The following is a 20,430-nucleotide window of genomic DNA, read 5'->3' as shown; positions in this document are numbered from 1 at the left end:
TTGCCCGCTTCGGCCTTCCCCTACAGCTCGTGCACGAGCTCCACCAAGGCGGTCAGCACGCCGGGATCGGTCTCCGGCAGCACCCCGTGGCCCAAGTTGAAGATGTGTCCGGTGGCGCCGAGGGTGATCGCCTCGTCCGCTTCGCGCGCGATCCGCCGGGCCTGCTCCTCCACCGCGGCGGGGCCCGCGAAAAGCACGGCGGGATCGAGATTGCCCTGCAACGCTTTTCCAGGCCCGACACGGCGGACGGCCTCGGTCAGCGGCACCCGCCAATCGACACCGACCACGTCGGCGCCGGCCTCGCCCATGGCGCCGAGCAGTTCACCGGTCCCTACCCCGAAGTGGATGCGCGGCACCCCCGCCTCGGCGATCTCGGCGAACACCCGCTCCGAATGCGGCAGCACGAAACGGCGGTAGTCGGCCAGCGAGAGCGCACCCGCCCAGGAGTCGAACAGCTGCACCGCGTCCACCCCCGCCACCAGCTGGGCCTGCAGGAACGCGATGGTGATATCGGTGAGCACGCCGAGCAGCGCGTGCCAGGTCTGCGGGTCGGCGTACATCATCGCCTTGGTGCGCTCGTGGTTCTTGCTCGGGCCGCCCTCGACCAGGTAGGAGGCGAGGGTGAACGGCGCGCCCGCGAACCCGATCAGCGGCGTCTCCCCCAGCGCGTCGATGAGCAAGCGCACGCCGTCGGTGACCGCCCCGACCTCCTCGGGGCGCAAACGGGGCAGCGCGCGCACGTCGTCGACCGTCCGCACGGGCGCGGCGACGACCGGCCCCACGCCGGGCACGATGTCCAGATCGATCCCCGCCGCTTTGAGCGGAACGACGATGTCGGAGAACAGGATCGCCGCGTCGACCTGGTGCCTGCGGATCGGCTGCAGGGTGATTTCGCACACCAGCTCCGGGTCGAAGCAGGACTCGAGCATCCCGACACCCGCGCGCACCTCGCGGTACTCGGGCAGCGAGCGTCCGGCCTGGCGCATGAACCACACCGGACGCCTGCTGGGCGTCGCGCCGGTAGCGGCGGCCAGGAACGGGGCATCGGTCAACCGGCGGCGGGTATGAGTGCTCATCACGGCTATCGTATGCGGGCCCGGCAGGAGGGGCGGACGCGGAGGCGGCAGCGATGACCGCACGGACGCCGCGTGGCCCGCAGCGGCGCGCCTCCGACTGCGCCGGGGGCACAAGGTCTACCGTCAGCATTCGTGACACCGCTCGACTTCCGCGACGGCGCCGCACCGACCGAAGGACCTCATGGCGAGCCAGCTCAATTTCGCGCCGCGGTCGAGGCGATGGGCACCGCAACCGTGCATCCTCGGATCGAGCTCGCGCCTATCCGGCCCCCGCAACGGCTCGCACCGTACTCGTACGCCATCGGCGCTGAGGTCGCCCATCCCGAAACCCCCGTCGTGCCAGCCGATTCCGAAGGCGACGCGTTCGGCAGATTGATCTTGCTGCACGATCCGGACGGCGACGACACCTGGCACGGCACGCTGCGTCTGGTCGCCTACATCCAGGCCGACATCGACGCGGCGCTCGCCACCGACCCCCTGCTGCCCGAGGTGGCGTGGAGCTGGCTGGTGGACGCCCTGGAATCACGGACGGAACCGTTCACCGCGCTCGGCGGCACGGTGACCTCGACCAGTTCGGTGCGCTACGGAGACATCGCCGGGCCGCCGCGCGCCCATCAGCTGGAGCTACGCGCCTCGTGGACGCCCGTCACCACCGATCTGCGCCCGCACCTGGAGGCGTTCTGCGAGGTGCTGGCCTACGCGGCGGGCTTACCGCCGGCCGGGGTGACCCAGCTGCACATACCACCCGGCCTGTCCGGCGATCGTCCCTGAGTAACCCGCCGGTGTGGCGTGACCTGCGCCGGAATCGCCGTCACCCGGCTCACCGGGCACATCGTGCGCGATCGGTCGACACACTTATGCGCCGATAGGACGGCGGCGTCGTAGAGTCGACACGTAGAGTTCAACACCATGTCCGTACCAGACCAATCCGAACCCTCGGCCGCGACGCCGCTGCTCGCGCCGGTGGAGGGCGTGCCACCGGTACTGGACACCGCCGCCGAGATCAGCGCAGCCGCCGCCCGGCTGGTCGCGGGCACCGGTCCGCTGGCCGTGGACGCCGAGCGCGCCTCCGGGTTCCGCTATTCGGCGCGCGCGTATCTGATCCAATTGCGCCGCGCGGGCGCGGGCACGTTCCTCATCGATCCCATCCCCGTCACCGACGCCCTCGGCCCGCTGGCCGACGCGATCAACGGCCTGGAGTGGGTGCTGCACTCCGCGGACCAGGACCTCCCCGGGCTGGCCGAACTCGGCTTGCGCCCGGCCCGGCTCTTCGACACCGAGTTGGGCGGACGCCTGGCGGGTTTCGAGCGCGTCGGGCTCGCCGCGATGGTGGAGCGGCTCCTGGGCCGTGCGCTGCGCAAGGGGCACGGGGCGGCCGACTGGTCTACCCGCCCGTTGCCCGCCGACTGGCTGAATTACGCCGCCCTGGACGTCGAACTGTTGCTGGAACTGCGTGACGCCGTGGCCGCCGCTCTCGACGAGCAGGGCAAAACGGATTGGGCGGCACAGGAATTCGAGCACATCCGCACCTTGGATCCGCCCGCGCCGAAGGCCGAGCGCTGGCGGCGCACCTCGGGCATCCACACGCTGCGCCGCACCAGGCAGCTCGCGGTGGTGCGCGAGCTGTGGACCGCCCGGGACGCGCTGGCCCGCGCTCGCGACGTGGCGCCCGCCCGCATCCTCCCGGATGCCGCGATCATCGCCGCGGCGTCCGCGGAGCCCAGATCCATCGCGCAGTTGCGCACCCTGCCGGTGTTCGGCGGTCCACGGCAACGCCGGTACTCGCGCGAATGGCTCGCCGCGATCGAGCGCGGCCGCACCTTGCCGGACAGCGAACTGCCGCCACTTACCCAGCCGTTCGACGGCCCGCCGCCGGTCAACCGCTGGGAGCGCCGCGATCCAGCCGCGGCGGCCCGCCTGACCCGGGCGCGAGCCGCCATGGGTGAGCTGTCGGGCGAGCACTCGATCCCGGTGGAGAACTTGCTCGCGCCGGACCTGGTCCGCCGCCTGTGCTGGGACGGGCTGCCCGACTACGACATGGTCGACCCCTCCGCCGTCGACGGATTCCTGAAGTCCGGCAGCGCCCGGCCGTGGCAGCGAGAGCTGGCCGTGCCACGGCTGGCCGAGGCGTTGCTGCCCTCGGACTAGCACCCGCCCGACCGGTCCGGCTTCAGCGGGCGGCGAGCCACCCGCTGATCCGCCGGGCGATATCCGGGCCGGTGAGGCCGAGTTCGGCGTGCACTTCGCCCCGCGCGGCATGGTCGAGGAACTGCTGCGGAACTCCGAGGTCGCGGGTCGGGATGTCCAGCCCCGAGTTGCGCAGGCGAGCCGACACCGTAGAACCGATGCCACCGTGCAGCCCACCGTCCTCCAGCGTGACCACCATCCGGTAGTTCTCCGCGAGCTTCAGCAGGGTGTCGGAGACCGGCAGCACCCAGCGCGGGTCGAGGACGGTGACCGAGATCCCTTCGGTATCCAGCAGATTCGCCGCTTCCAGGGCCGCACCGGCGAACGAGCCCACCGCGACGAGCAGGACATCGCCGTGCACCGCCTGCACCGAACCGCCCTCCGGCTCGGCCATCCGCAGCACGTCGATACCGTCGAGCCGTTCGACCGCCGAGATGTCCTCGGCCACGCTGCCTTTCGGGAAACGCAGCGCGGTCGGCCCGTCGTTGACGGCCAGCGCCTCGGCCAGTTCCTCTCGCAGTGTCGCGGCGTCGCGCGGAGCGGCGACCCGGATGCCCGGAATGATCCCGAGAACCGATAGATCCCACATGCCGTTGTGGCTGGCGCCGTCGGAGCCGGTGATGCCCGCGCGGTCCAGCACCACGGTGACCGGCTGCTTCAGCAGCGCCACGTCCATCAGCAACTGGTCGAAGGCGCGGTTGAGGAACGTCGAGTAGATCGCCACCACCGGATGCATGCCGCCGAGCGCGAGCCCCGCCGCGGAGGCCATGGCGTGCTGTTCGGCGATGCCGACGTCGAACATCCGGTCGGGAAAGCGCTCCCCGAACGCGGCCAGCCCGGTCGGGCCCGGCATCGCCGCTGTGATGGCCACGATGTCGGCGCGGCGCTCGGCGTGCGCGATCAGCTCGTCGGAGAACACCGAGGTCCAGCCGCGTGCCTTCGGGCCGCCGACCGGGACGCCGGTCAGCGGATCAATGGGATCGCAGGCGTGCATCTGGTCGGCGACATGGTTCTCGGCGGGCGCGTAGCCGCGGCCCTTCTGCGTCACCGCGTGCACCACGACGGGGCCGCCGAAGTCCTTGGCCCGGCGCAGCGCGGCCTCCAGGGCGACGACGTCGTGGCCGTCCACCGGCCCGACGTACTTGAGGCCGAGGTCGCTGAACAGTTCCTGCGGGCTGACCGCGTCCTTGATGCCCGCCTTCACCGCGTGCACCATCGAGTACGCCGATTCCCCCACCCCCGGGATGCTTTTCAGGATGCGCTTGCCCGCGTCCAGCGCGTGCTCGTAGGCGGGCTGGGTGCGCAACGCGGTCAGCCGGTCGGCCAGGCCGCCGATAGTGGGCGCGTAGGAGCGGCCGTTGTCGTTGACCACGACGACCACCGGGCGGTCCGAGGCGGCGATGTTGTTGAGCGCCTCCCAGCACATCCCGCCGGTCAGCGCGCCGTCGCCGACGACCGCGACCACGTGCCGGTCCTGCCCACTCAGCGCGAACGCCTTCGCCAAACCGTCCGCATAAGACAACGCCGCGGAGGCATGCGAGGACTCTACCCAGTCGTGGGCGCTCTCCGCCCGGCTCGGGTAGCCGGACAGGCCGCCCTGCTTGCGCAGCGAGTCGAACTGATCTTTGCGCCCGGTCAGGATCTTGTGCACGTAGGCCTGGTGCCCGGTGTCGAAGATCAACGGGTCGGCCGGTGAGTCGAAGATCCGGTGCAGCGCGATGGTGAGTTCGACCACACCGAGGTTGGGGCCGAGGTGCCCGCCGGTCGCGGCGACTTTGCGCACCAGGAACTCGCGGATCTCCTCCGCCAGCTCACGCACTTGCGGCGCGGTCAGCCGGCGCAGATCATCGGGCGTATCGACCCGGGAAAGCACTCCCACCTGAACTAGCTCCCTCCGGATAGCGCATCTGATCCGATCAGTCTACGGAGCGGCGGCTGATGCTCCCGCACGAGAACGATCACACCAACCGACATGGCGTCGAAATGTGAACCTCGACATACGGTACCCGGACGGAGTGACAAGGTGTTCCGGCCCGGGCAAGTGATCTCGCTGCGCGAAGAAGCAAGCGGGTGCCTGCGCCGATCGGCGGCAATCTCCACCCCGAGCAACTCGCCCGAAGCTCTCGCGGGAGACGACATCCGCCGCGGCCCTCGAAGCAGGCACGATGGTGCGGTACGCACCGAGAGCGAGCGACGAGGAGAACGCTGTGGGCAAGAAGACCGATTCGCGCGCAGGCACCGTCACGACCTACGGGCACGGCACCGCCCGCGCCACCCCCGATCTGATGCGGGTGACGATCTCCGTCGAATCGCGGGCGAGCAAGGTCGCGCTCGCCTACAGCCATGCCGGTGAGCGCGTGGCCGCGGTGACGCGATCGCTGCGCTCCGACGGCGTGGACGGCGCGGACATCGCCACCAGCGGACTGTCGGTGCAGACCGAGACCGTGTGGACCGAGGGACAGGGCAACCGCATCACGGGATATCTCGCGAGCACGTCGCTGACGGTCGCGTTGCGCGACGTCGGCGAGGACGCCGATCCCGCCCCTGGCACCGTCATCGCCAACTGCGTCGAGGCGGGCGGTGACGACGTCCGCCTCGGTGGGCTAGTCCTCACCTTCGCCGACCAGGAGTCGCTGCTCACCCGCGCTCGCGACGCCGCATGGGAGAACGCCCTCGCCAAGGCCGAGCAGTACGCCCGGCGCGCGCAGCGCTCGCTCGGCGAGGTCGTCGAGATCACCGAGAACACCGCCTCCGCGCCTCCGGTGCCGCGCGCACAGTCCATGTCCGCTCCGATGGAGGCCTACCGCGCCGCCGCCATCCCGGTCGAGCTCGGCGAGAGCGAGATCTCCGCGGGCATCCGCATCACCTGGCAATTGGACTGACGGCAGCGTGGGTGCGCTGTCCGGCGTCGCCGACCGGTCCGCCCGCGCCGCGTTGCCGGTCCTGCGCGCCTGCCGGACAGCACGATCGGACGTGATGAATCATCGTTGCCTCGCGCCCGGGATCCGGTTCACGATCCGTGACCGAGACCTCGCACCAGCAGGCTGACCGTGTCCGCTCCGGCGTGACGATCCTTCGAGATTTCCTGATATTCCGGCGATTCGGCCCAGGCGCGGAAGGACGGCTCGTCGGGGAAGGACATCAGGACCACCTTCTCGCGGTCGGTGACGCCCTCGACGGTCTGCGGGGATTCGTCGGCGGCCAGCACGGTGCCGGAGTAGCGGAGGAAGACGTCGAGGAAACGCGCCTGGTAGCGATCGTAGGCGGCGCGATCGGTGAACTTCAGTTGTGCAATTACGTACACGGTCATGACTGTGACTCTAATCGGACGGCCCGGCGCCCCGGCTCGGATCCTGCGGCGGCACGCGCCAATTCACCGCTGTGCGGGGTCCGTCGTGCCTATATTGAGGTCGTCACCGATCGGGAGGTCGCATGTCGTTCGTGCTCATCGACACACCACGGCCCCACATCGCCCTGGTGACGCTCAATCGGCCCGAACGGATGAACGCGATGGCGTTCGACGTGATGATTCCGCTGCGCGAGGCGCTGGAGCAGGTGCGCGCCGACAACGATGTGCGGGTCGTCGTGCTGACCGGCGCGGGACACGGCTTCTGCTCGGGAGCCGATCTGACCGGTGCCGGGACGGTGCCGAACGTCGACGGGCTGACCGTCAGCAGTGTCGCGCGGCGTTCGATGGATCTGCTCAACGACGTGCTGATCACGCTGCGGCGGATGCACCAACCGGTGATCGCCGCGGTGAACGGCGCGGCCATCGGCGGCGGGCTGTGCCTGGCCGTCGGTGCCGACATCCGGATCGCCGCCGAGGACGCGTATTTCCGCGCCGCGGGCATCAACAACGGCCTCACCTCGGCCGAACTGGGTCTCAGCTACCTGCTGCCCCGCGCCGTCGGCACGTCCCGCGCGTTCGAGATCATGCTGTCCGGCCGCGACGTCGATGCGACCGAAGCCGAGCGCATCGGTCTGGTCTCCCGCACCGTCCAGGGGCCGAAACTGCTGGACACCTGCTTCGACTTGGCCGAGCGCATCATCGGCTACAGCCGGGTGGGCACCGAACTCACCAAGCGCATGCTGTGGAGCGGCATGGAGGCGGGCGGCTTCGAATCACACATGCAGCACGAAGGCACGGCGCAGCTCTACGTGCGCCTCACCACCGGCAATTTCGACGAGGCGATGCGCGCCCGCCGCGACCGCAGGCCGCCGGTCTACGAGGACTGACCGTTCACCGTTGCAGCAGCGCCAGGCATTCCACGTGGTGCGTCGCGGGGAAGGCGTCGAAGGCGCGCAGATCGGTCAGCCGGTAGCCCGCGGCCTGATACAGGCCGAGGTCGCGGGCGAACGCGGCGGGATCGCAGCCGACGTGGACGATCCGCCCCGGTCCGCTCGCGGTGACGGCGCCGATCACCTCTTTGCCCGCGCCTGCGCGCGGCGGGTCGAGCACGACGACATCCGGGGCGGCCCCGCCGACGTGCTCGAGCACCCAACGCTCCACCCGCTGTGCCCGCAGCTCCACCCAGGGCAGATCGCGCAAGGCGGCGGCGCCGTCGGCCACCGCGGGCCGGGCTGACTCCACCGCGAGCACCACACCGGTCCGCCCGGCCTGCTCGGCGAGGCGCGCGGCGAAGACCCCCGCGCCGCTGTAGAGATCCCAGGCCCGCCCGCCTGGCCCGAGTTCCGACCATTCCGCGATCAGGTCCGAATAGCGCTGCGCCGCACCGCGATGGGCTTGCCAGAAGCCCGTCGCCGCGACTTCCCAACGGCGGCCCGCCACGTACTCGACCGCGCGCCCGCTGCCCTCGAACACCCACTCGTCGCGCGCCGCGTGCGCCGCCGCGCGCCGCGCGGACGCCGCGCGCCGGTCGTCGCGGCGGGTGGGGTCCGCGGCGGTCCACTCCGCGCCGCGCCGGCCGCGGCTGTGCGGGCGGTCGCGCCGGCCGCTTCCGGCGCCCCCGCGCCGATCCCGGCCACCCGCCTGCGGCCCGCTGCCGCCCGGGCCGCGGCGCTCCCCGCCACGGCTGCCCGGCTCGGCCTCGGACGGCGCCAGCTCGACGACATGCCGGATCCCGTCACCGTCCACCGCGATCACCAAATCGGCGCCGGGGGTCCACTGCCGGTCCGCGATGCCGTCCAGCGCTCCCGCGACCGGTTGCGGGCACCGCAGATCCGCGATCACGCCGGTGCTGCGATATCGGTGCACGCCCGCGCGTCCGTTGGCGTCGACCGCGAGGCGCACGCGTGTGCGCCACCCGCCGATCGCGTCGCCGGACCCGATCGGCTCCACCAGCACTTCCCGCTCGATCCCGGCCAGCCGCCGCATCTGTTCGGCCACCACCGTGGCCTTCAGCGCGCGCTGCGCCTCCGGCGTAGCGAAGGAGAAATCGCAACACCCAGCTCCACCGGGACCGGACACGGGGCAGGTGGACCGCACTCGGTCCGAAGACGCCTCGATCACTTCCACCGCGTCGGCGCGGCAGAACGAGCCGCCACGATCCTCGGTGACCCGGACCCGCACCAGTTCGCCGGGCAGCCCGTGCCGGACGAACACCACACGTCCCTCGTGCCGTGCGACACAGAAGCCACCGTGCCCCGGCGGCCCGAGCCGCACCTCGAACGTGCTGGTCCGCCGATCGCTCATCCCGAATGCTCCACTGGCGTCATGTCCGGTCCTCGTACCCGCGCCGGAACGCGCCCGGCGCGTTCACCACCCCGGGCGTCTTCAACCGCGCGGACGAGCTCAGCTGCCACGGCACGCTGGTCACCATCACGCCCGGCTCGAACAGCAGCCTGCCCTTCAACCGCAGCGCGCTCTGGTTGTGCAGCACTTGTTCCCACCAACGGCCCACCACGTATTCGGGGATGAACACGGTCACCACGTCGCGCGGGGCGTCCTTGCGCACCCGTTTCACATAATCGAGCACCGGCTTGGTGATCTCACGGTAGGGCGATTCGATCACTTTGAGCGGCACCGTGATATCGCTGTTCTCCCATTCCCGCACCAGCGCCCTGGTGTCCGCCTCGTCGACGTTCACCGTCACCGCCTCCAGCGTGTCGGGGCGGCTGGCCCGCGCGTAGGCGAGGGCGCGGCGGGTCGGCAGATGCAGCCGGGAGACCAGCACGATGGAATGCGAGCGGCTGGGCAGCACGCCGTCCCACTCGTGCTCGTCCAGCTCCCGCGCGACCGAATCGTAATGCCTGCGAATCAGCTTCATCACGACGAAGATGGCGACCATGGTGAAGATGGCGATGTAGGCGCCCGCGAAGAATTTGGTGATCAGCACGATCACCAGCACCGCTCCGGTCGCGCTGAGCCCGACCGCGTTGATCACCCGCGATCGCTTCATCCGCGCGCGCTGCGCCGGGTCGGTCTCGGTGCGCAGCAGACGCGTCCAGTGCCGCAGCATGCCGGTCTGGCTCAACACGAACGACACGAACACGCCGACGATGTACAACTGGATCAGCTTGGTCACCTCGGCGCCGAAGAGCACCACGAACGCGATGGCCGCGCCGGAGAGGAACAGGATGCCGTTGCTGAACGCCAGCCGATCGCCTCTGGTGTGCAGCTGGCGCGGCAGGTAGCGGTCCTGCGCCAGGATCGAGCCGAGTACGGGGAACCCGTTGAACGCGGTGTTCGCGGCGAGCACGAGAATCAGCGCGGTCACCGTCGTGATGAAGAAGAATCCGATCGGGAATCCCTCGAACACCGTCTCGGCGAGCTGCGCGATCAGCGTCTTCTGGTGGTAGTCGGACGGTGCGCCGGTCAGATCGGCGACGTTGTGCGCGTACACGACTCCGATCTTCTGGGCGAGGATGATGATGCCCATCAAGAGCACGATCGCGATCGTCCCCAGCAGCAGCAACGTGGTGGCGGCATTGCGCGACTTCGGTTTGCGGAACGCGGGGACACCGTTGCTGATCGCCTCGACACCGGTCAGCGCGGCGCAGCCGGAGGAGAACGCGCGCGCGACCAGGAAGGCGAACGCCAACCCGTAGAGATGCTCGTGCTCGGCGTTCAACCCGAAGCCCGCCGACTCGGCCCGCAACTCCTCGTCCAACACGAAAATCCGGACCAGGCCCCAGCCGAGCATGATGAACATGCCTGCGATGAACGCGTAGGTCGGAACGGCGAACGTGGTGCCCGATTCCCGCACGCCGCGCAGGTTCATCGCGGTGAGCACGGCGATGGCCACGACGGCGAACAGCACTTTGTGGGTGGCGACGAACGGAATGGCCGAGCCGATGTTGGACGCGGCCGAGGAGATCGACACCGCGACGGTGAGCACGTAGTCGACCAGCAGCGCGCTGCCGACGGTCAGGCCTGCGGTCGGCCCCAAGTTGGTGGTGGCGACCTCGTAGTCACCGCCGCCGGACGGGTAGGCGTGCACGTTCTGCCGGTAGCTGGCCACCACCACCGCCATGACGAAGGCGACCGCCAATCCCACCCACGGCGCGTACAGGTACGCCGTCACTCCGGCGGCCGACAGCACGAGGAAGATCTCTTCGGGGGCATAGGCCACCGATGACATGGCATCGGAGGCGAACACCGGGAGCGCGATTCGCTTCGGCAGCAGCGTGTGACCCAGCGAGTCGCTACGGAAAGGCCTGCCCAGCAGCACTCGCTTCGCTGCCGTCGTCAACTTGGACACTGGAGCGAGCATAGGCCCCCGCACGGTGGATCGCGCGCGTGGCTCGCAGGTTTGCTCGCCGGCCGGAGGGGGAACGTGGCCGGTGGAATCATTCGACGGGTAGCGTTCGACCGGACAGCAAACCAGACCGAACACCATGGTTCCAGGAACGAGGTTGCACGGTGTACGTAGTGATCATGGGGTGCGGGCGCGTCGGCTCGTCGCTGGCCCAGGCCCTGGTCCGCGTAGGTCACGAAGTCACCGTGATCGATCGGGATTCCAGTTCCTTCCTGCGCCTGGGATCGGATTTCCCCGGTGAGCGGGTGACAGGTGTCGGATTCGATCGAGATGTGCTGATAAAGGCGGGAATCGAGCGGGCGAACGCGTTCGCCGCGGTCTCCTCCGGCGACAACTCGAACATCATCTCCGCGCGAGTCGCACGGGAGATGTTCGGGGTGGAGCGGGTGGTCGCCCGCATCTACGACGCCAAGCGCGCCGCGGTCTACGAGCGGCTCGGCATCCCGACCATCGCCACGGTCCCGTGGACCACCGACCGCTTCCTGCGCGCACTCATCGGCGATACCGGTACCACCACCTGGCGCGACCCCACGGGAACGGTTGCCGTCACCCAGCTGACGCTGCACGAAGAGTGGTACGGCCGCACCGTGCGCGACTTGGAGCAGACCATCGCGGCCAGGGTGGCCTTCATCATCCGGTTCGGCCAGGCACTGCTCCCCGACAGCAAGACCATCATCCAGGCCGATGACATCGTCTATGTGGCAGCCGCATCCGGCACCGTGGGCGAGGCCGTCGCCCTGGCCACGAAGCCCCCAGCGAGCGAGGACTGAACATGAAAGTGGCCATCGCCGGAGCAGGCGCCGTCGGCCGGTCGATCGCCAGGGAACTCCTGCGTGGCGGGCACCGGGTCATGCTGCTGGAACGCGAACTCGAGCACATCGATTCCGCCGCGATCCCGGACGCGTTCTGGGTGCACGCGGACGCGTGTGAACTGGCTTTGCTGGAGCAAGCCGGGCTGGAGACCTACGAGGTGGTCATCGCGGCCACCGGTGACGACAAGGCCAACCTGGTGCACAGCCTGCTGGCCAAGACCGAGTTCGGGGTGCGGCGGGTGGTGGCACGCGTCAACGACCCGCGCAACGAATGGCTCTTCGACGGTTCCTGGGGCGTGGACGTCGCGGTGTCCACACCCCGGCTGCTCGCCTCCCTCGTCGAGGAGGCGGTGTCCGTCGGCGATCTGGTGCGCCTGATGACGCTGCGTCAGGGCCAGGCGAACTTGGTCGAGATGACGCTGCCCGCGGACACCGCGCTGGCGGGCAAACCGGTGCGCACGCTCACCCTGCCGCGCGACGCCGCCCTGGTGACCATTCTGCGCGGCGGGCGCGTGATCGTGCCGCAGCCGGACGACGCGCTGGAAGGCGACGACGAGCTGCTGTTCGTGACCTCGGTGGAAGCCGAGGAAGATCTCCGGCTGGAACTCGCCAACCACGGCATCAGGCCATAACTCCCCGAATACGGCCGGACGTGGGTCCTCGGGCGAAGCACCGCCGGAGAGCTACGCGGCCAGCTTCAGCTCCGCGCGCAATTTGTTCAGCGCGCGGTGCTGCATCACCCGGACCACGCCCGGGCTGGTGCCGATCGCCTCGGCGGTCTGCGCCGCCGACCAGCCGAGCACGATGCGCATCACCAGCACCTCGCGGTGCGCGGGGGCCAGCACCTTCATGAGTTCTTTTGTGGCGGCGCGTCGTTCGGAGGCCAGCGCCCACTCCTCCGGCCCGGCGGCGGAGGACGCGTAGTCCGGCACGTCGGCCATCGGGTAGGCGGGGTGCTGCTGCGAGCGCCGGAAGGCGTCGGCGACCTTGTTGGCCGCGATGCCGTAGACGAATGCCAGGAACGATTTGCCCTGGTCGCGGTAGCGCGGGATGGCGTTGACGGTGGCCAGCAGGATTTCCTGCACCACGTCGTCGGCAGTGACCTGCAGGTGAGCCGTGTTGCCAAGGCGAGCGCCGCAGTAGCGCCGCACCAGCGGGTGCACGATCCGGATGATCTCGGCGACCGCCTGGCGATCGCCCGCCGCCGCCGGCCCGATCAGCTTGTCCAGCTCGGCCGATACCCGCCTGCTCTCCGAGAGAGCGGGGTGGTGGTTCTTGGGCAGCGCCGCGGTGTTGTGCTCGGTAGCCACGTCCGAGTCCTTTCTTGCCGATCAGTACGTGTTTTTCGGTACACACTGATCGTCTGAGAAACTCGGAAGTGCGGCCAGGCACCCCAGGGTGGGGAAGCACCCACCTCGACGGTGGGACTTACCCCACCCCTGTGCTTTTCGCGGGGCGGCCGCAAAGGGTTAACGCTCAGGCCGGCCCGGTCGCGACCACCGACTTGGTGGGCAGATGGCCTGCCCGCCGCACCGCCCAGATGGTGACGCCCAGCGCCACCGCGGTCAGCGGCCAGCCCATCGCGATGCGGGCGAAGGCGAGCCAGCCGGTGCGATCGGTGTCGTAGAGCTGCGACTGCACCAGGTAGCGCGCCCCGAACACCACGATCCAGGTAGTGGTGGCCAGATCGTAGAGGCGCACCGAGCGCGGATCGGAGCGCCAGTCGGAGCCGTGCCCGTTCAGCACGCCCCAGATCACGCCGACCAACGGCCGGCGGACGAGGATGGACGCGAAGAACACCCCGGCGTACACGAGGCTGGTGTAGATGCCGAAGAGGAAGAACCCCTTGGCCTCGCCCATTCGGTAGGCGATGAAGGCGCATATGCCGACACCGAAGAAGCCGGAGATGGCGGGCTGGATGGGATCGCGCCGCACCAGGCGCCAGACGAGGATGGCGACGGCCACCCCCAGGGCCGACCAGATCGCGGCGGTCAGTCCGGCGAGGCTGTTCACGGGAACGAACACGACGACGGGGAGCGTCGAGTAGATCAGGCCGCTGAAGCCGCCGAGTTGTTCGAGGAGAGTCTGCTCGGCACGTTCCTCGTCACGATCGGGCACATTCGGCCCGGTGCGGTCGTCCGATCCTGCGTAGTCGTCGCTCAATGGCATACGTCAGCTGTTCCCGCGCAATTCGTAGTAGGGGTTGAAGATCACTTTGCGGCCGTCGCGGTCGCCGACCCGGCCACGGACGAGGATGCGCCGACCCGGCTCGATGCCGGGAATGCGCCTGCGTCCGATCCAGACCAGTGTGATCGCGTCGGTGCCGTCGTAGAACTCGGCCTGGACGCTGGCGCCCGCCGACTTGGGACATGCTTCGACACTGCGGAGCCTACCGAGCATGGTGGCCTCGTCACCGCGCCGACACTCCGACGCGTGCGACGCGCCCGATGCCTCGGATGTCTCGGCCAGTTCTTCGGCATCCAGCTGGTCGAGGTCCTGGGTCAGCCTGCGGCCCAGACGTCGAAAATACCCTGAGGCTGCGGATGACATTGTGCACGCTCTCCTGCATAGAGCAGATGGCGTGGGTCGCACACCATCGTGAGGGATCCGATCCGCACGACCCGCTACGGCCGTACAACGCCACTGTAGATGGGCCCGGCCACCCCCGCTACGCTCGGACCGATGTTCGACTCCCCACACCCCGCTCGCGTCGTGGCGCTGCCCGGCACCGGATCCGACGCCGATTTCGCCCGGCGCGCCTTCGGGCCTGCCAGCGCGGCACGCGGCTCGGATTTCGTCGCGGTGGAACCGGACCCCCGCCGGGTGGTGGCGAGCTGCGTGGCCGCACTGGAAGCGGCGGCCGACTCGGGCCCGGTGTTGGTGGCGGGCATCTCGCTCGGTGCGGCGATCGCACTGGAATGGGCCGCCGTGCACCCGGATCGCGTCGTGGGTGTGGTGGCGGCGCTGCCCGCGTGGACCGGCCCCGACACCGCCGCCTGCCCGGCCGCGCTCAGCGCCGCGGCCACCGCGGCACAACTGCGCACCGACGGTCTGGCCGCGGTGCTCGACCGGATGCGGGCGAGCAGCCCGCGGTGGCTGGCCGACGCGCTGACCCAGTCGTGGCGGGCGCAGTGGCCCGATCTTCCGCGAGCGCTCGAGGAGGCCGCCGACTACAAGTGGCCCGCCGCCGAATTGCTGGCGACGTTCGAGCCGCCGCTCGCGGTGGTCACCGCGGTCGACGACCCGGTGCATCCGCGCGCGGTCGCCGAGCAGTGGGCGGCGCTGGCTCCGCGCACGCATCTGTCCCGGATCACCCTGGACGAACTCGGCACCGACCCCGCGATCCTGGGACACACGGGTATCGGCGCCTTCTGGTGAGTTCGGCCGCTCAGTTCAGGCCGAGCTGCTGCATGGCGGACCCGTCCGCGCCACGGCGCGGGCCCTGCGGCATCCGCGGCACCGCCGGCTGCGCACCGGTCTGCGCCGCCACCTGCGCGGCCATCGCCTGCTGCTGGGCTTCCGCCTGCTGTTGATGGGCCGCGGCCAGCTGTTCGGCCAGTTGCTGCGGCAGCACCACCGGCAACGGCTCCCGTACCGGCAGCGGGTCCTCGCCCCGCCGCACGACCGTCTCGCTCAGGATGGCCCGCGCCGCCTTGACCAGCGGGGTGCCGTCGTTCGCCGCACCGGAGGGGCCCGCCGCGACCAGCCGCACCATCCAGCGATAGCCGTCCACACCGATGAAACGCAGGTCCGCTCCTTCGGTCAGCGCCAGCAGCTCCCGGCCCCAAGGGCCGTTCTCGACCGACACCCGGGCGCCGTCCTTGCGCAGCGAGTCTGCGAGGTCCGCGGCGACCAGCCGCCATTGGCCCGAGGTCTTCGGCGCGGCGTAGGCCGCGACGGTGATCCGGCCGTGTTCCGTGGCCAGGTGCACCGCTTGCGGCTGCCCCTCCGGCGTCATCTCGACCTGCAGCTGGCCACCCGGCGGGACCGGCAACAGCACCGACCCGAGATCCAGCCGCTGCTCGGACACCGCGTCCAGCAGTTCGGCGACCTCGTCGTAGTCATACGGGCCCGGTCTGCCGTGCGGGCGCTCGGCGTTGAGGTCCACGCCCTCGTAGGACCGCTCGTCGGTGGGGGCGTCGTCGTAGAACTCGTCGTCGTACTCGTCGGCGTAGGCGGACTCGTAGTCGGCGTAATCGTCCGCCTCGTCGTACCGGTCGTCCGCGGCCCGGCTCACGTTCTTTCTCTTTCCGAACATTCCCGTCATGCCTCCTTGCCGGCCGTCCGGCCCACCCCGTTCGTCTGTGCGGTCAAGCTCGCGTGACCACCGCTGGAGCCGTAGCCGCCCGCCCCCCGGGTCGTCTCGTCGAGCGAGTCGACCTCCGCGAAATCCACCAGCTCCACTCGCTGCACCAGCAGTTGCGCGATCCGGTCGCCGCGACGCAACTCGATCGGCGTACGCGGGTCGTGGTTGATCAGGCACACCTTGATCTCGCCCCGGTACCCTGCGTCGACCGTGCCCGGCGTGTTCACCACCGACAGCCCGGTCTTGGCCGCCAGACCCGAGCGCGGATGGATCAGGCCGACCGTGCCGACCGGTAGCGCGACGGCGACACCGGTGCCGACCAGCACCCGCTCCCCCGGCTCCAGGATGACGTCTTGCGTGGTGCACAGATCCACGCCGGCGTCGCCCGTATGGGCGCGCGTGGGCACGGGGATGCCGGGGTCCAGCCGCAGCAAGGGTATGGGTGAAAGTGCGCTCACGTTGGACGAGCCTACGCGTAGGCTGTTTGCCCTCGTGACTTAGTGTTGACTCGTGTCGGACCAGCCCAATCCCAGGACCACGGACGAGAAAAAGCAGCCCGCGCACCACTACCGGGAGCGCCTGTGGGTACCGCTGTGGTGGTGGCCGGTGGCGTTCGCCATCACCGGATTGCTCGCGGCGGAGATCCATATGGGCGCGCCGGGGCTGCGTGCGTGGCTGCCCTACGTGCTGTTGTTCCCGGTGCCGGTCTGGGTGCTGCTGTGGCTGAGCCGGCACCGTGTCGAAGTGGCACCGGACGCGAACGGCACACCGGAGCTGCGCGCCGATCGTGCGCATCTACCGGTGAATTTCGTGGCTCGCGCGGCCGCCGTCGCCCCCACCGCGAAAAGCGCGGCGCTGGGTCGCCAGCTCGACCCCGCCGCTTATGTCCAGCATCGCCCCTGGGTCGGGACGATGGTCTTGCTCGTGCTCGACGACCCGGACGATCCGACGCCGTACTGGCTGGTCAGTACGCGGCGGCCCGAACGGGTTCTCGCCGCGCTCGGTCTACCGAGCGCGGGCTGACCTGTCTGCTCGATCTCGTCGAGATCAGGCGGCGCAATCCATGCAGATCATCTGGCCGCCCTTCTCACTGGCCAGCCTGCTCCGGTGATGAACCAGGAAACAGCTGGAACAGGTGAACTCGTCGGCCTGCTTCGGGATCACCCGAACCGTCAGCACTTCCTCGGACAGGTCGGCGCCGGGAAGCTCGAACGACTCCGCGGTATCGGATTCGTCGATATCCACGACGGCGGACTGTGCCTCGTTACGACGAGCCTTCAGCTCCTCCAGCGAATCCTCCGACACATCGTCGGATTCGGTGCGCCTCGGTGCGTCATAGTCGGTTGCCATGTCGTCTTCCCCTCGTCCTAACTCCGTATATCCCGGACCGATCCGCTCACACCCGATTCCTGCTGGAATCGGCGCGACCGGTACCGCCCCGCCGGTGGTGCACGTCACACGTACACCGGTCGCCTATCAGGGCGGATCGTGCAGATCCACTCCCGATAGCGCTGGGTAAACGCAGGACATGCCCTTCTTGTTCCCGCGACCGACCACTGATTTCCGCACCGGTGATTCGATCTGGGCCGCCAGACAATAGCGGACCCCGGAGGAAAAGTCGCAATCAAAACACAGCCTTGTCGAAAATGAGGGGCAATCGACACCATCTGGGGAACGCACCGAGACCTTGCGCCGGGTACCCGTCAGATTTTCGTAGAGTGTGCTGGTGGTTTCACTGATCACCGAAGGTACCTCGACGGATCCGCTAGGGCGGCCGTTCCTGCGACGCCGCCCCCAGCCCTGGCTCATCATGCTCGGCGTTCTCGCTCTGATCTGCGGGATCGTCTGGGTCAAAGCCCTCACGACACACGACGCCGACCACACCGCGATGGCGTGCAATTCGCCCAGCCCGGCGTCGGATCCCGCTGCGCCGCAACCGACTCCGCTCGGCCAGCGGGTCGGCTCGGGCCGGCTGCAGGACGTGGAACCAGCCCCGCTGGCGGCGAGCAGGGTGCGCGTACTCAACGCGAACAACCAGCGCGGCCAGGCCGCGCACGTCGCCGCCCAGCTCGGCGATCTGGGCTTCGCGAGCGCACCCGGCACGCAATACGGCAACGATTCGGTATACGTCAACGGCGACCTCGAATGCACCGGGCAGATCCGCTTCGGCGTCAACGGCCGTCCGGCCGCCGCCGCCGTGCAGTTGGTCGCGCCGTGTGCCGAGCTGATCGAGGATCAGCGCGGCGACGAGACCGTCGATCTGGTGCTCGGCTCCCTGTTCCGGGACATCCGGCCCAGCAACGACGCCGAGGAAGTGCTGCGTTCGCTCAAGAACCCGGCGCCGGGCAACTCCACATCCATCGATATCAAGTTGCTCGACGCCGCGCGGCAGGCCCGCTGCTGATCAGCGGTCCGGAATCGGCTCGGTAGCACCCACCCGGGCCAGCAACTCGCCCAGTTCGTCGGCGATGCCGGGCGCGGCGGCCACCACAAGGTCGCCGTCGGTGCCCGGCGCCGTCGCGGGCGGAAGCGTCAGCCGCGCGCCGGCCTCCGCGGCGATCAGCGCGCCGGCGCCCCAGTCCCAGGCGTTCAATCCGTGCTCGTAGTAGGCGTCCACCCGACCCGCCGCGACATGACACAGATCCAGCGCCGCCGCACCGAAACGGCGGATGTCACGCACCTGCGGCAGCACCTGCGCGACCAACTCGGCCTGCCTGGTCCTGCGCTGCCTGCCGTAGGCGAATCCGGTGGCCACCAAGGACATCGCGACCGATTCGACGGGCGTACAACTCAGGTGCTCCACCACGCCGTCGGCGTCGACCCGCAGCGCACCGAGTCCGAGCCCGGCGCTGTAGGTGGCCGCCCGTGCGACGTCGACCACGGCGCCCGCGACCGGCCGCCCGCCACGCAGCGCGGCCACCGACACCGCGTAGCCGGGGACGCCGTAGAGGAAGTTCACGGTGCCGTCGATCGGATCCACCACCCAGTGGACGATGTCCGCGCTCGCGTCGTCGATGCTGCCGCCGCCCTCCTCACCGAGAATCGGGTCGCCGGGGCGCTGTTCGGCGAGCAGTTTTCGGATCAGGTCTTCGGTCTCGGTGTCCACGATGGTCACCGGGTCGGTCTCGTGGCTCTTGGACTGCACGGCCCCTTCGGCGTGCGCGCCCGCGGGCCCGAACACCTCGGGACGGCGAGCGCGGACATGGGCGGCGGCCGTCTCGGCGATGTCGACCGCGATGCGACGCAGGTCGGCTTCGTCGCCACGCGCGACGATCGAGACGAAGGAGTCGGGGGTGTAGTCGGACACTGGCGATGAGGTTTCCGGCACGCCCTCCATCGGATCACACATCCTCGCCGAACGCCCAGCCCCGTGGTCCCATTACTCTTGTCGTGCACGACACAGCGCCGTCGTCGGGCATCCCATTCGCAGCGCCGCCGTGGCGTCGTGGGCCCCGTGCAGCGCTGTCATCACACCGGCCAGCACAGGGAACGAGGGGTTAGTCATGTCCGCTCGGGGGCACGCATTCGGCATCGACATCGGCGGCAGCGGCGTCAAAGGCGCCGCGGTCGATCTGGCCACCGGCGAGTTGGTCCACGAGCGGATCAAGATCGCGACGCCGCACCCGGCGACACCGCTCGCCGTGGCGGAGGCGGTGGCCGAACTGGTCGCCGAGGCCGGATGGACCGGGCCGGTCGGCCTCACGCTGCCCGCGGTGGTGATCGGCGGCGTGGCGCGCACCGCGGCGAACATCGACAAAACCTGGATCGGCACCGACGCGCGGGCACTGTTCTCCGCAGCGCTCGGCGGCCGTCCGGTCACCGTGCTCAACGACGCGGACGCCGCGGGCATGGCCGAGGATCGTTTCGGCGCGGCAAGGAATTTCGCGGGCTTGGTGATGCTGCTGACCTTCGGCACCGGCATCGGCTCCGCGTTGCTCTACCACGGCACGCTGGTGCCCAACACCGAACTCGGCCACCTGGAAATCCAGGGGATGGAGAGCGAGCACCGCGCGGCGGCCTCGATCAAGGAACGCGACGGCCTGAGCTACGAACAGTGGGCAGCGCAGGTCAGCCTGGTGCTGACCACGCTGGAAAACCTGTTCTTCCCGGTCGTCTTCGTCGCGGGCGGGGGCATCAGCAGGGACGCCGAGCAATGGATCCCCCTGCTCACCAGCCGGACACCGGTCATCCCGGCCCGCCTGCGCAACACCGCGGGCATCGTCGGCGCCGCCATGGCGATCGCGGGCGGAGTCGCACCCTGAGGCGCGCGGGTACGGCGAGGATGCCGTCACCGGCATCGTGCCGTAGGTACCCTGGTTAGATCGTTACAA

General features: G+C 69.7%; 22 protein-coding genes. 10 read left to right on the top strand and 12 right to left on the bottom strand.

The window, feature by feature from the left end; all coding sequences use genetic code 11:
* Positions 1–20: 20 nt before the first annotated feature.
* The gene (gene hemE / locus ACFU5M_RS02460; RefSeq protein WP_379042395.1) at positions 21–1,076 is read right to left on the bottom strand and encodes a uroporphyrinogen decarboxylase; all 1,056 of its coding nucleotides are present in this window, start codon (positions 1,074–1,076) and stop codon (positions 21–23) included.
* Positions 1,077–1,208: 132 nt separating this feature from the next.
* Here hemE and ACFU5M_RS02455 point away from each other — a divergent pair, with 132 nt between their 5' ends.
* A complete protein-coding gene (locus tag ACFU5M_RS02455) occupies positions 1,209–1,847 on the top strand; it encodes a DUF3000 domain-containing protein (protein ID WP_379042392.1) in 639 nt (212 codons plus the stop codon).
* A gap of 138 nt (positions 1,848–1,985) precedes the next feature.
* Positions 1,986–3,224, top strand: a complete 1,239-nt coding sequence (locus tag ACFU5M_RS02450) for an HRDC domain-containing protein (RefSeq protein ID WP_379042389.1) — start codon at positions 1,986–1,988, stop codon at positions 3,222–3,224.
* Positions 3,225–3,246: 22 nt separating this feature from the next.
* On the opposite strand, the gene dxs is transcribed toward ACFU5M_RS02450, so the two are convergent.
* Entirely contained in the window at positions 3,247–5,142 is a 1,896-nt protein-coding gene (gene dxs / locus ACFU5M_RS02445; RefSeq protein WP_379042386.1) for a 1-deoxy-D-xylulose-5-phosphate synthase, read from the bottom strand.
* 328 nt (positions 5,143–5,470) lie between these two features.
* Here dxs and ACFU5M_RS02440 point away from each other — a divergent pair, with 328 nt between their 5' ends.
* Positions 5,471–6,145: an SIMPL domain-containing protein gene (locus tag ACFU5M_RS02440; protein ID WP_379042383.1), complete on the top strand. Its 675-nt coding sequence runs from the start codon at positions 5,471–5,473 to the stop codon at positions 6,143–6,145.
* A gap of 128 nt (positions 6,146–6,273) precedes the next feature.
* Here ACFU5M_RS02440 and ACFU5M_RS02435 read toward each other — a convergent pair whose 3' ends face one another.
* Positions 6,274–6,573 (bottom strand): DUF1330 domain-containing protein, encoded by a 300-nt coding sequence (locus ACFU5M_RS02435; protein WP_379042380.1) that lies wholly within the window; start codon positions 6,571–6,573, stop codon positions 6,274–6,276.
* A 122-nt stretch (positions 6,574–6,695) separates the two neighbouring features.
* Between ACFU5M_RS02435 and ACFU5M_RS02430 the strand changes: the two genes are divergently transcribed.
* On the top strand, positions 6,696–7,499 hold the full coding sequence (locus ACFU5M_RS02430) for an enoyl-CoA hydratase (RefSeq protein WP_379042377.1): 804 nt from the start codon (positions 6,696–6,698) through the stop codon (positions 7,497–7,499).
* 4 nt (positions 7,500–7,503) lie between these two features.
* On the opposite strand, the gene ACFU5M_RS02425 is transcribed toward ACFU5M_RS02430, so the two are convergent.
* Together ACFU5M_RS02425 and ACFU5M_RS02420 are read right to left on the bottom strand one after the other, a co-directional pair.
* Positions 7,504–8,916 (bottom strand): class I SAM-dependent RNA methyltransferase, encoded by a 1,413-nt coding sequence (locus ACFU5M_RS02425; protein WP_379042374.1) that lies wholly within the window; start codon positions 8,914–8,916, stop codon positions 7,504–7,506.
* A 19-nt stretch (positions 8,917–8,935) separates the two neighbouring features.
* Positions 8,936–10,924 carry an APC family permease gene (locus ACFU5M_RS02420; RefSeq protein ID WP_379042371.1) on the bottom strand — a complete coding sequence of 663 codons (1,989 nt, stop codon included), beginning with the start codon at positions 10,922–10,924 and terminating at the stop codon, positions 8,936–8,938.
* Positions 10,925–11,085: 161 nt separating this feature from the next.
* Between ACFU5M_RS02420 and ACFU5M_RS02415 the strand changes: the two genes are divergently transcribed.
* Both ACFU5M_RS02415 and ACFU5M_RS02410 read left to right on the top strand, forming a co-directional pair.
* Positions 11,086–11,751 (top strand): potassium channel family protein, encoded by a 666-nt coding sequence (locus ACFU5M_RS02415; RefSeq protein WP_379042368.1) that lies wholly within the window; start codon positions 11,086–11,088, stop codon positions 11,749–11,751.
* A gap of 2 nt (positions 11,752–11,753) precedes the next feature.
* On the top strand, positions 11,754–12,425 hold the full coding sequence (locus ACFU5M_RS02410; protein ID WP_379042365.1) for a potassium channel family protein: 672 nt from the start codon (positions 11,754–11,756) through the stop codon (positions 12,423–12,425).
* A gap of 51 nt (positions 12,426–12,476) precedes the next feature.
* Here the strand turns inward: ACFU5M_RS02410 and ACFU5M_RS02405 are convergent, their stop codons facing one another.
* From ACFU5M_RS02405 to ACFU5M_RS02395, 3 genes are all read right to left on the bottom strand, one after another.
* Positions 12,477–13,103, bottom strand: a complete 627-nt coding sequence (locus tag ACFU5M_RS02405; RefSeq protein ID WP_379042362.1) for a sigma-70 family RNA polymerase sigma factor — start codon at positions 13,101–13,103, stop codon at positions 12,477–12,479.
* 166 nt (positions 13,104–13,269) lie between these two features.
* Positions 13,270–13,962: a DUF3159 domain-containing protein gene (locus ACFU5M_RS02400; RefSeq protein ID WP_379042359.1), complete on the bottom strand. Its 693-nt coding sequence runs from the start codon at positions 13,960–13,962 to the stop codon at positions 13,270–13,272.
* A 3-nt stretch (positions 13,963–13,965) separates the two neighbouring features.
* Positions 13,966–14,343, bottom strand: coding sequence for an OB-fold nucleic acid binding domain-containing protein (locus ACFU5M_RS02395; RefSeq protein WP_379042355.1), 378 nt, complete (start codon positions 14,341–14,343; stop codon positions 13,966–13,968).
* A 132-nt stretch (positions 14,344–14,475) separates the two neighbouring features.
* Between ACFU5M_RS02395 and ACFU5M_RS02390 the strand changes: the two genes are divergently transcribed.
* Positions 14,476–15,171: an alpha/beta fold hydrolase gene (locus tag ACFU5M_RS02390; protein WP_379042352.1), complete on the top strand. Its 696-nt coding sequence runs from the start codon at positions 14,476–14,478 to the stop codon at positions 15,169–15,171.
* A gap of 10 nt (positions 15,172–15,181) precedes the next feature.
* On the opposite strand, the gene ACFU5M_RS02385 is transcribed toward ACFU5M_RS02390, so the two are convergent.
* Both ACFU5M_RS02385 and dut read right to left on the bottom strand, forming a co-directional pair.
* A complete protein-coding gene (locus ACFU5M_RS02385) occupies positions 15,182–16,051 on the bottom strand; it encodes a DUF3710 domain-containing protein (protein ID WP_379042349.1) in 870 nt (289 codons plus the stop codon).
* 5 nt (positions 16,052–16,056) lie between these two features.
* A complete protein-coding gene (dut, locus tag ACFU5M_RS02380; protein ID WP_379042346.1) occupies positions 16,057–16,557 on the bottom strand; it encodes a dUTP diphosphatase in 501 nt (166 codons plus the stop codon).
* A gap of 52 nt (positions 16,558–16,609) precedes the next feature.
* Between dut and ACFU5M_RS02375 the strand changes: the two genes are divergently transcribed.
* Complete coding sequence (locus ACFU5M_RS02375) at positions 16,610–17,122, top strand: DUF3093 domain-containing protein (RefSeq protein WP_379042343.1); 513 nt, start codon at positions 16,610–16,612, stop codon at positions 17,120–17,122.
* A gap of 24 nt (positions 17,123–17,146) precedes the next feature.
* Here ACFU5M_RS02375 and ACFU5M_RS02370 read toward each other — a convergent pair whose 3' ends face one another.
* Positions 17,147–17,449 carry a DUF4193 domain-containing protein gene (locus ACFU5M_RS02370; protein WP_039799153.1) on the bottom strand — a complete coding sequence of 101 codons (303 nt, stop codon included), beginning with the start codon at positions 17,447–17,449 and terminating at the stop codon, positions 17,147–17,149.
* Positions 17,450–17,825: 376 nt separating this feature from the next.
* Between ACFU5M_RS02370 and cei the strand changes: the two genes are divergently transcribed.
* A complete protein-coding gene (cei, locus tag ACFU5M_RS02365; protein WP_379042340.1) occupies positions 17,826–18,503 on the top strand; it encodes an envelope integrity protein Cei in 678 nt (225 codons plus the stop codon).
* On the opposite strand, the gene ACFU5M_RS02360 is transcribed toward cei, so the two are convergent.
* A complete protein-coding gene (locus tag ACFU5M_RS02360) occupies positions 18,504–19,436 on the bottom strand; it encodes an inositol monophosphatase family protein (protein ID WP_379042337.1) in 933 nt (310 codons plus the stop codon).
* A 166-nt stretch (positions 19,437–19,602) separates the two neighbouring features.
* Here ACFU5M_RS02360 and ppgK point away from each other — a divergent pair, with 166 nt between their 5' ends.
* On the top strand, positions 19,603–20,361 hold the full coding sequence (gene ppgK, locus ACFU5M_RS02355) for a polyphosphate--glucose phosphotransferase (protein WP_379042333.1): 759 nt from the start codon (positions 19,603–19,605) through the stop codon (positions 20,359–20,361).
* Positions 20,362–20,430: the final 69 nt, after the last annotated feature.

Source organism: Nocardia sp. NPDC057455 (assembly GCF_042802775.1).
Taxonomy (GTDB): domain Bacteria; phylum Actinomycetota; class Actinomycetes; order Mycobacteriales; family Mycobacteriaceae; genus Nocardia.
The sequence above is the reverse complement of the archived record's forward strand: the minus strand, read 5'-3'. Positions and strand labels throughout refer to the sequence as shown.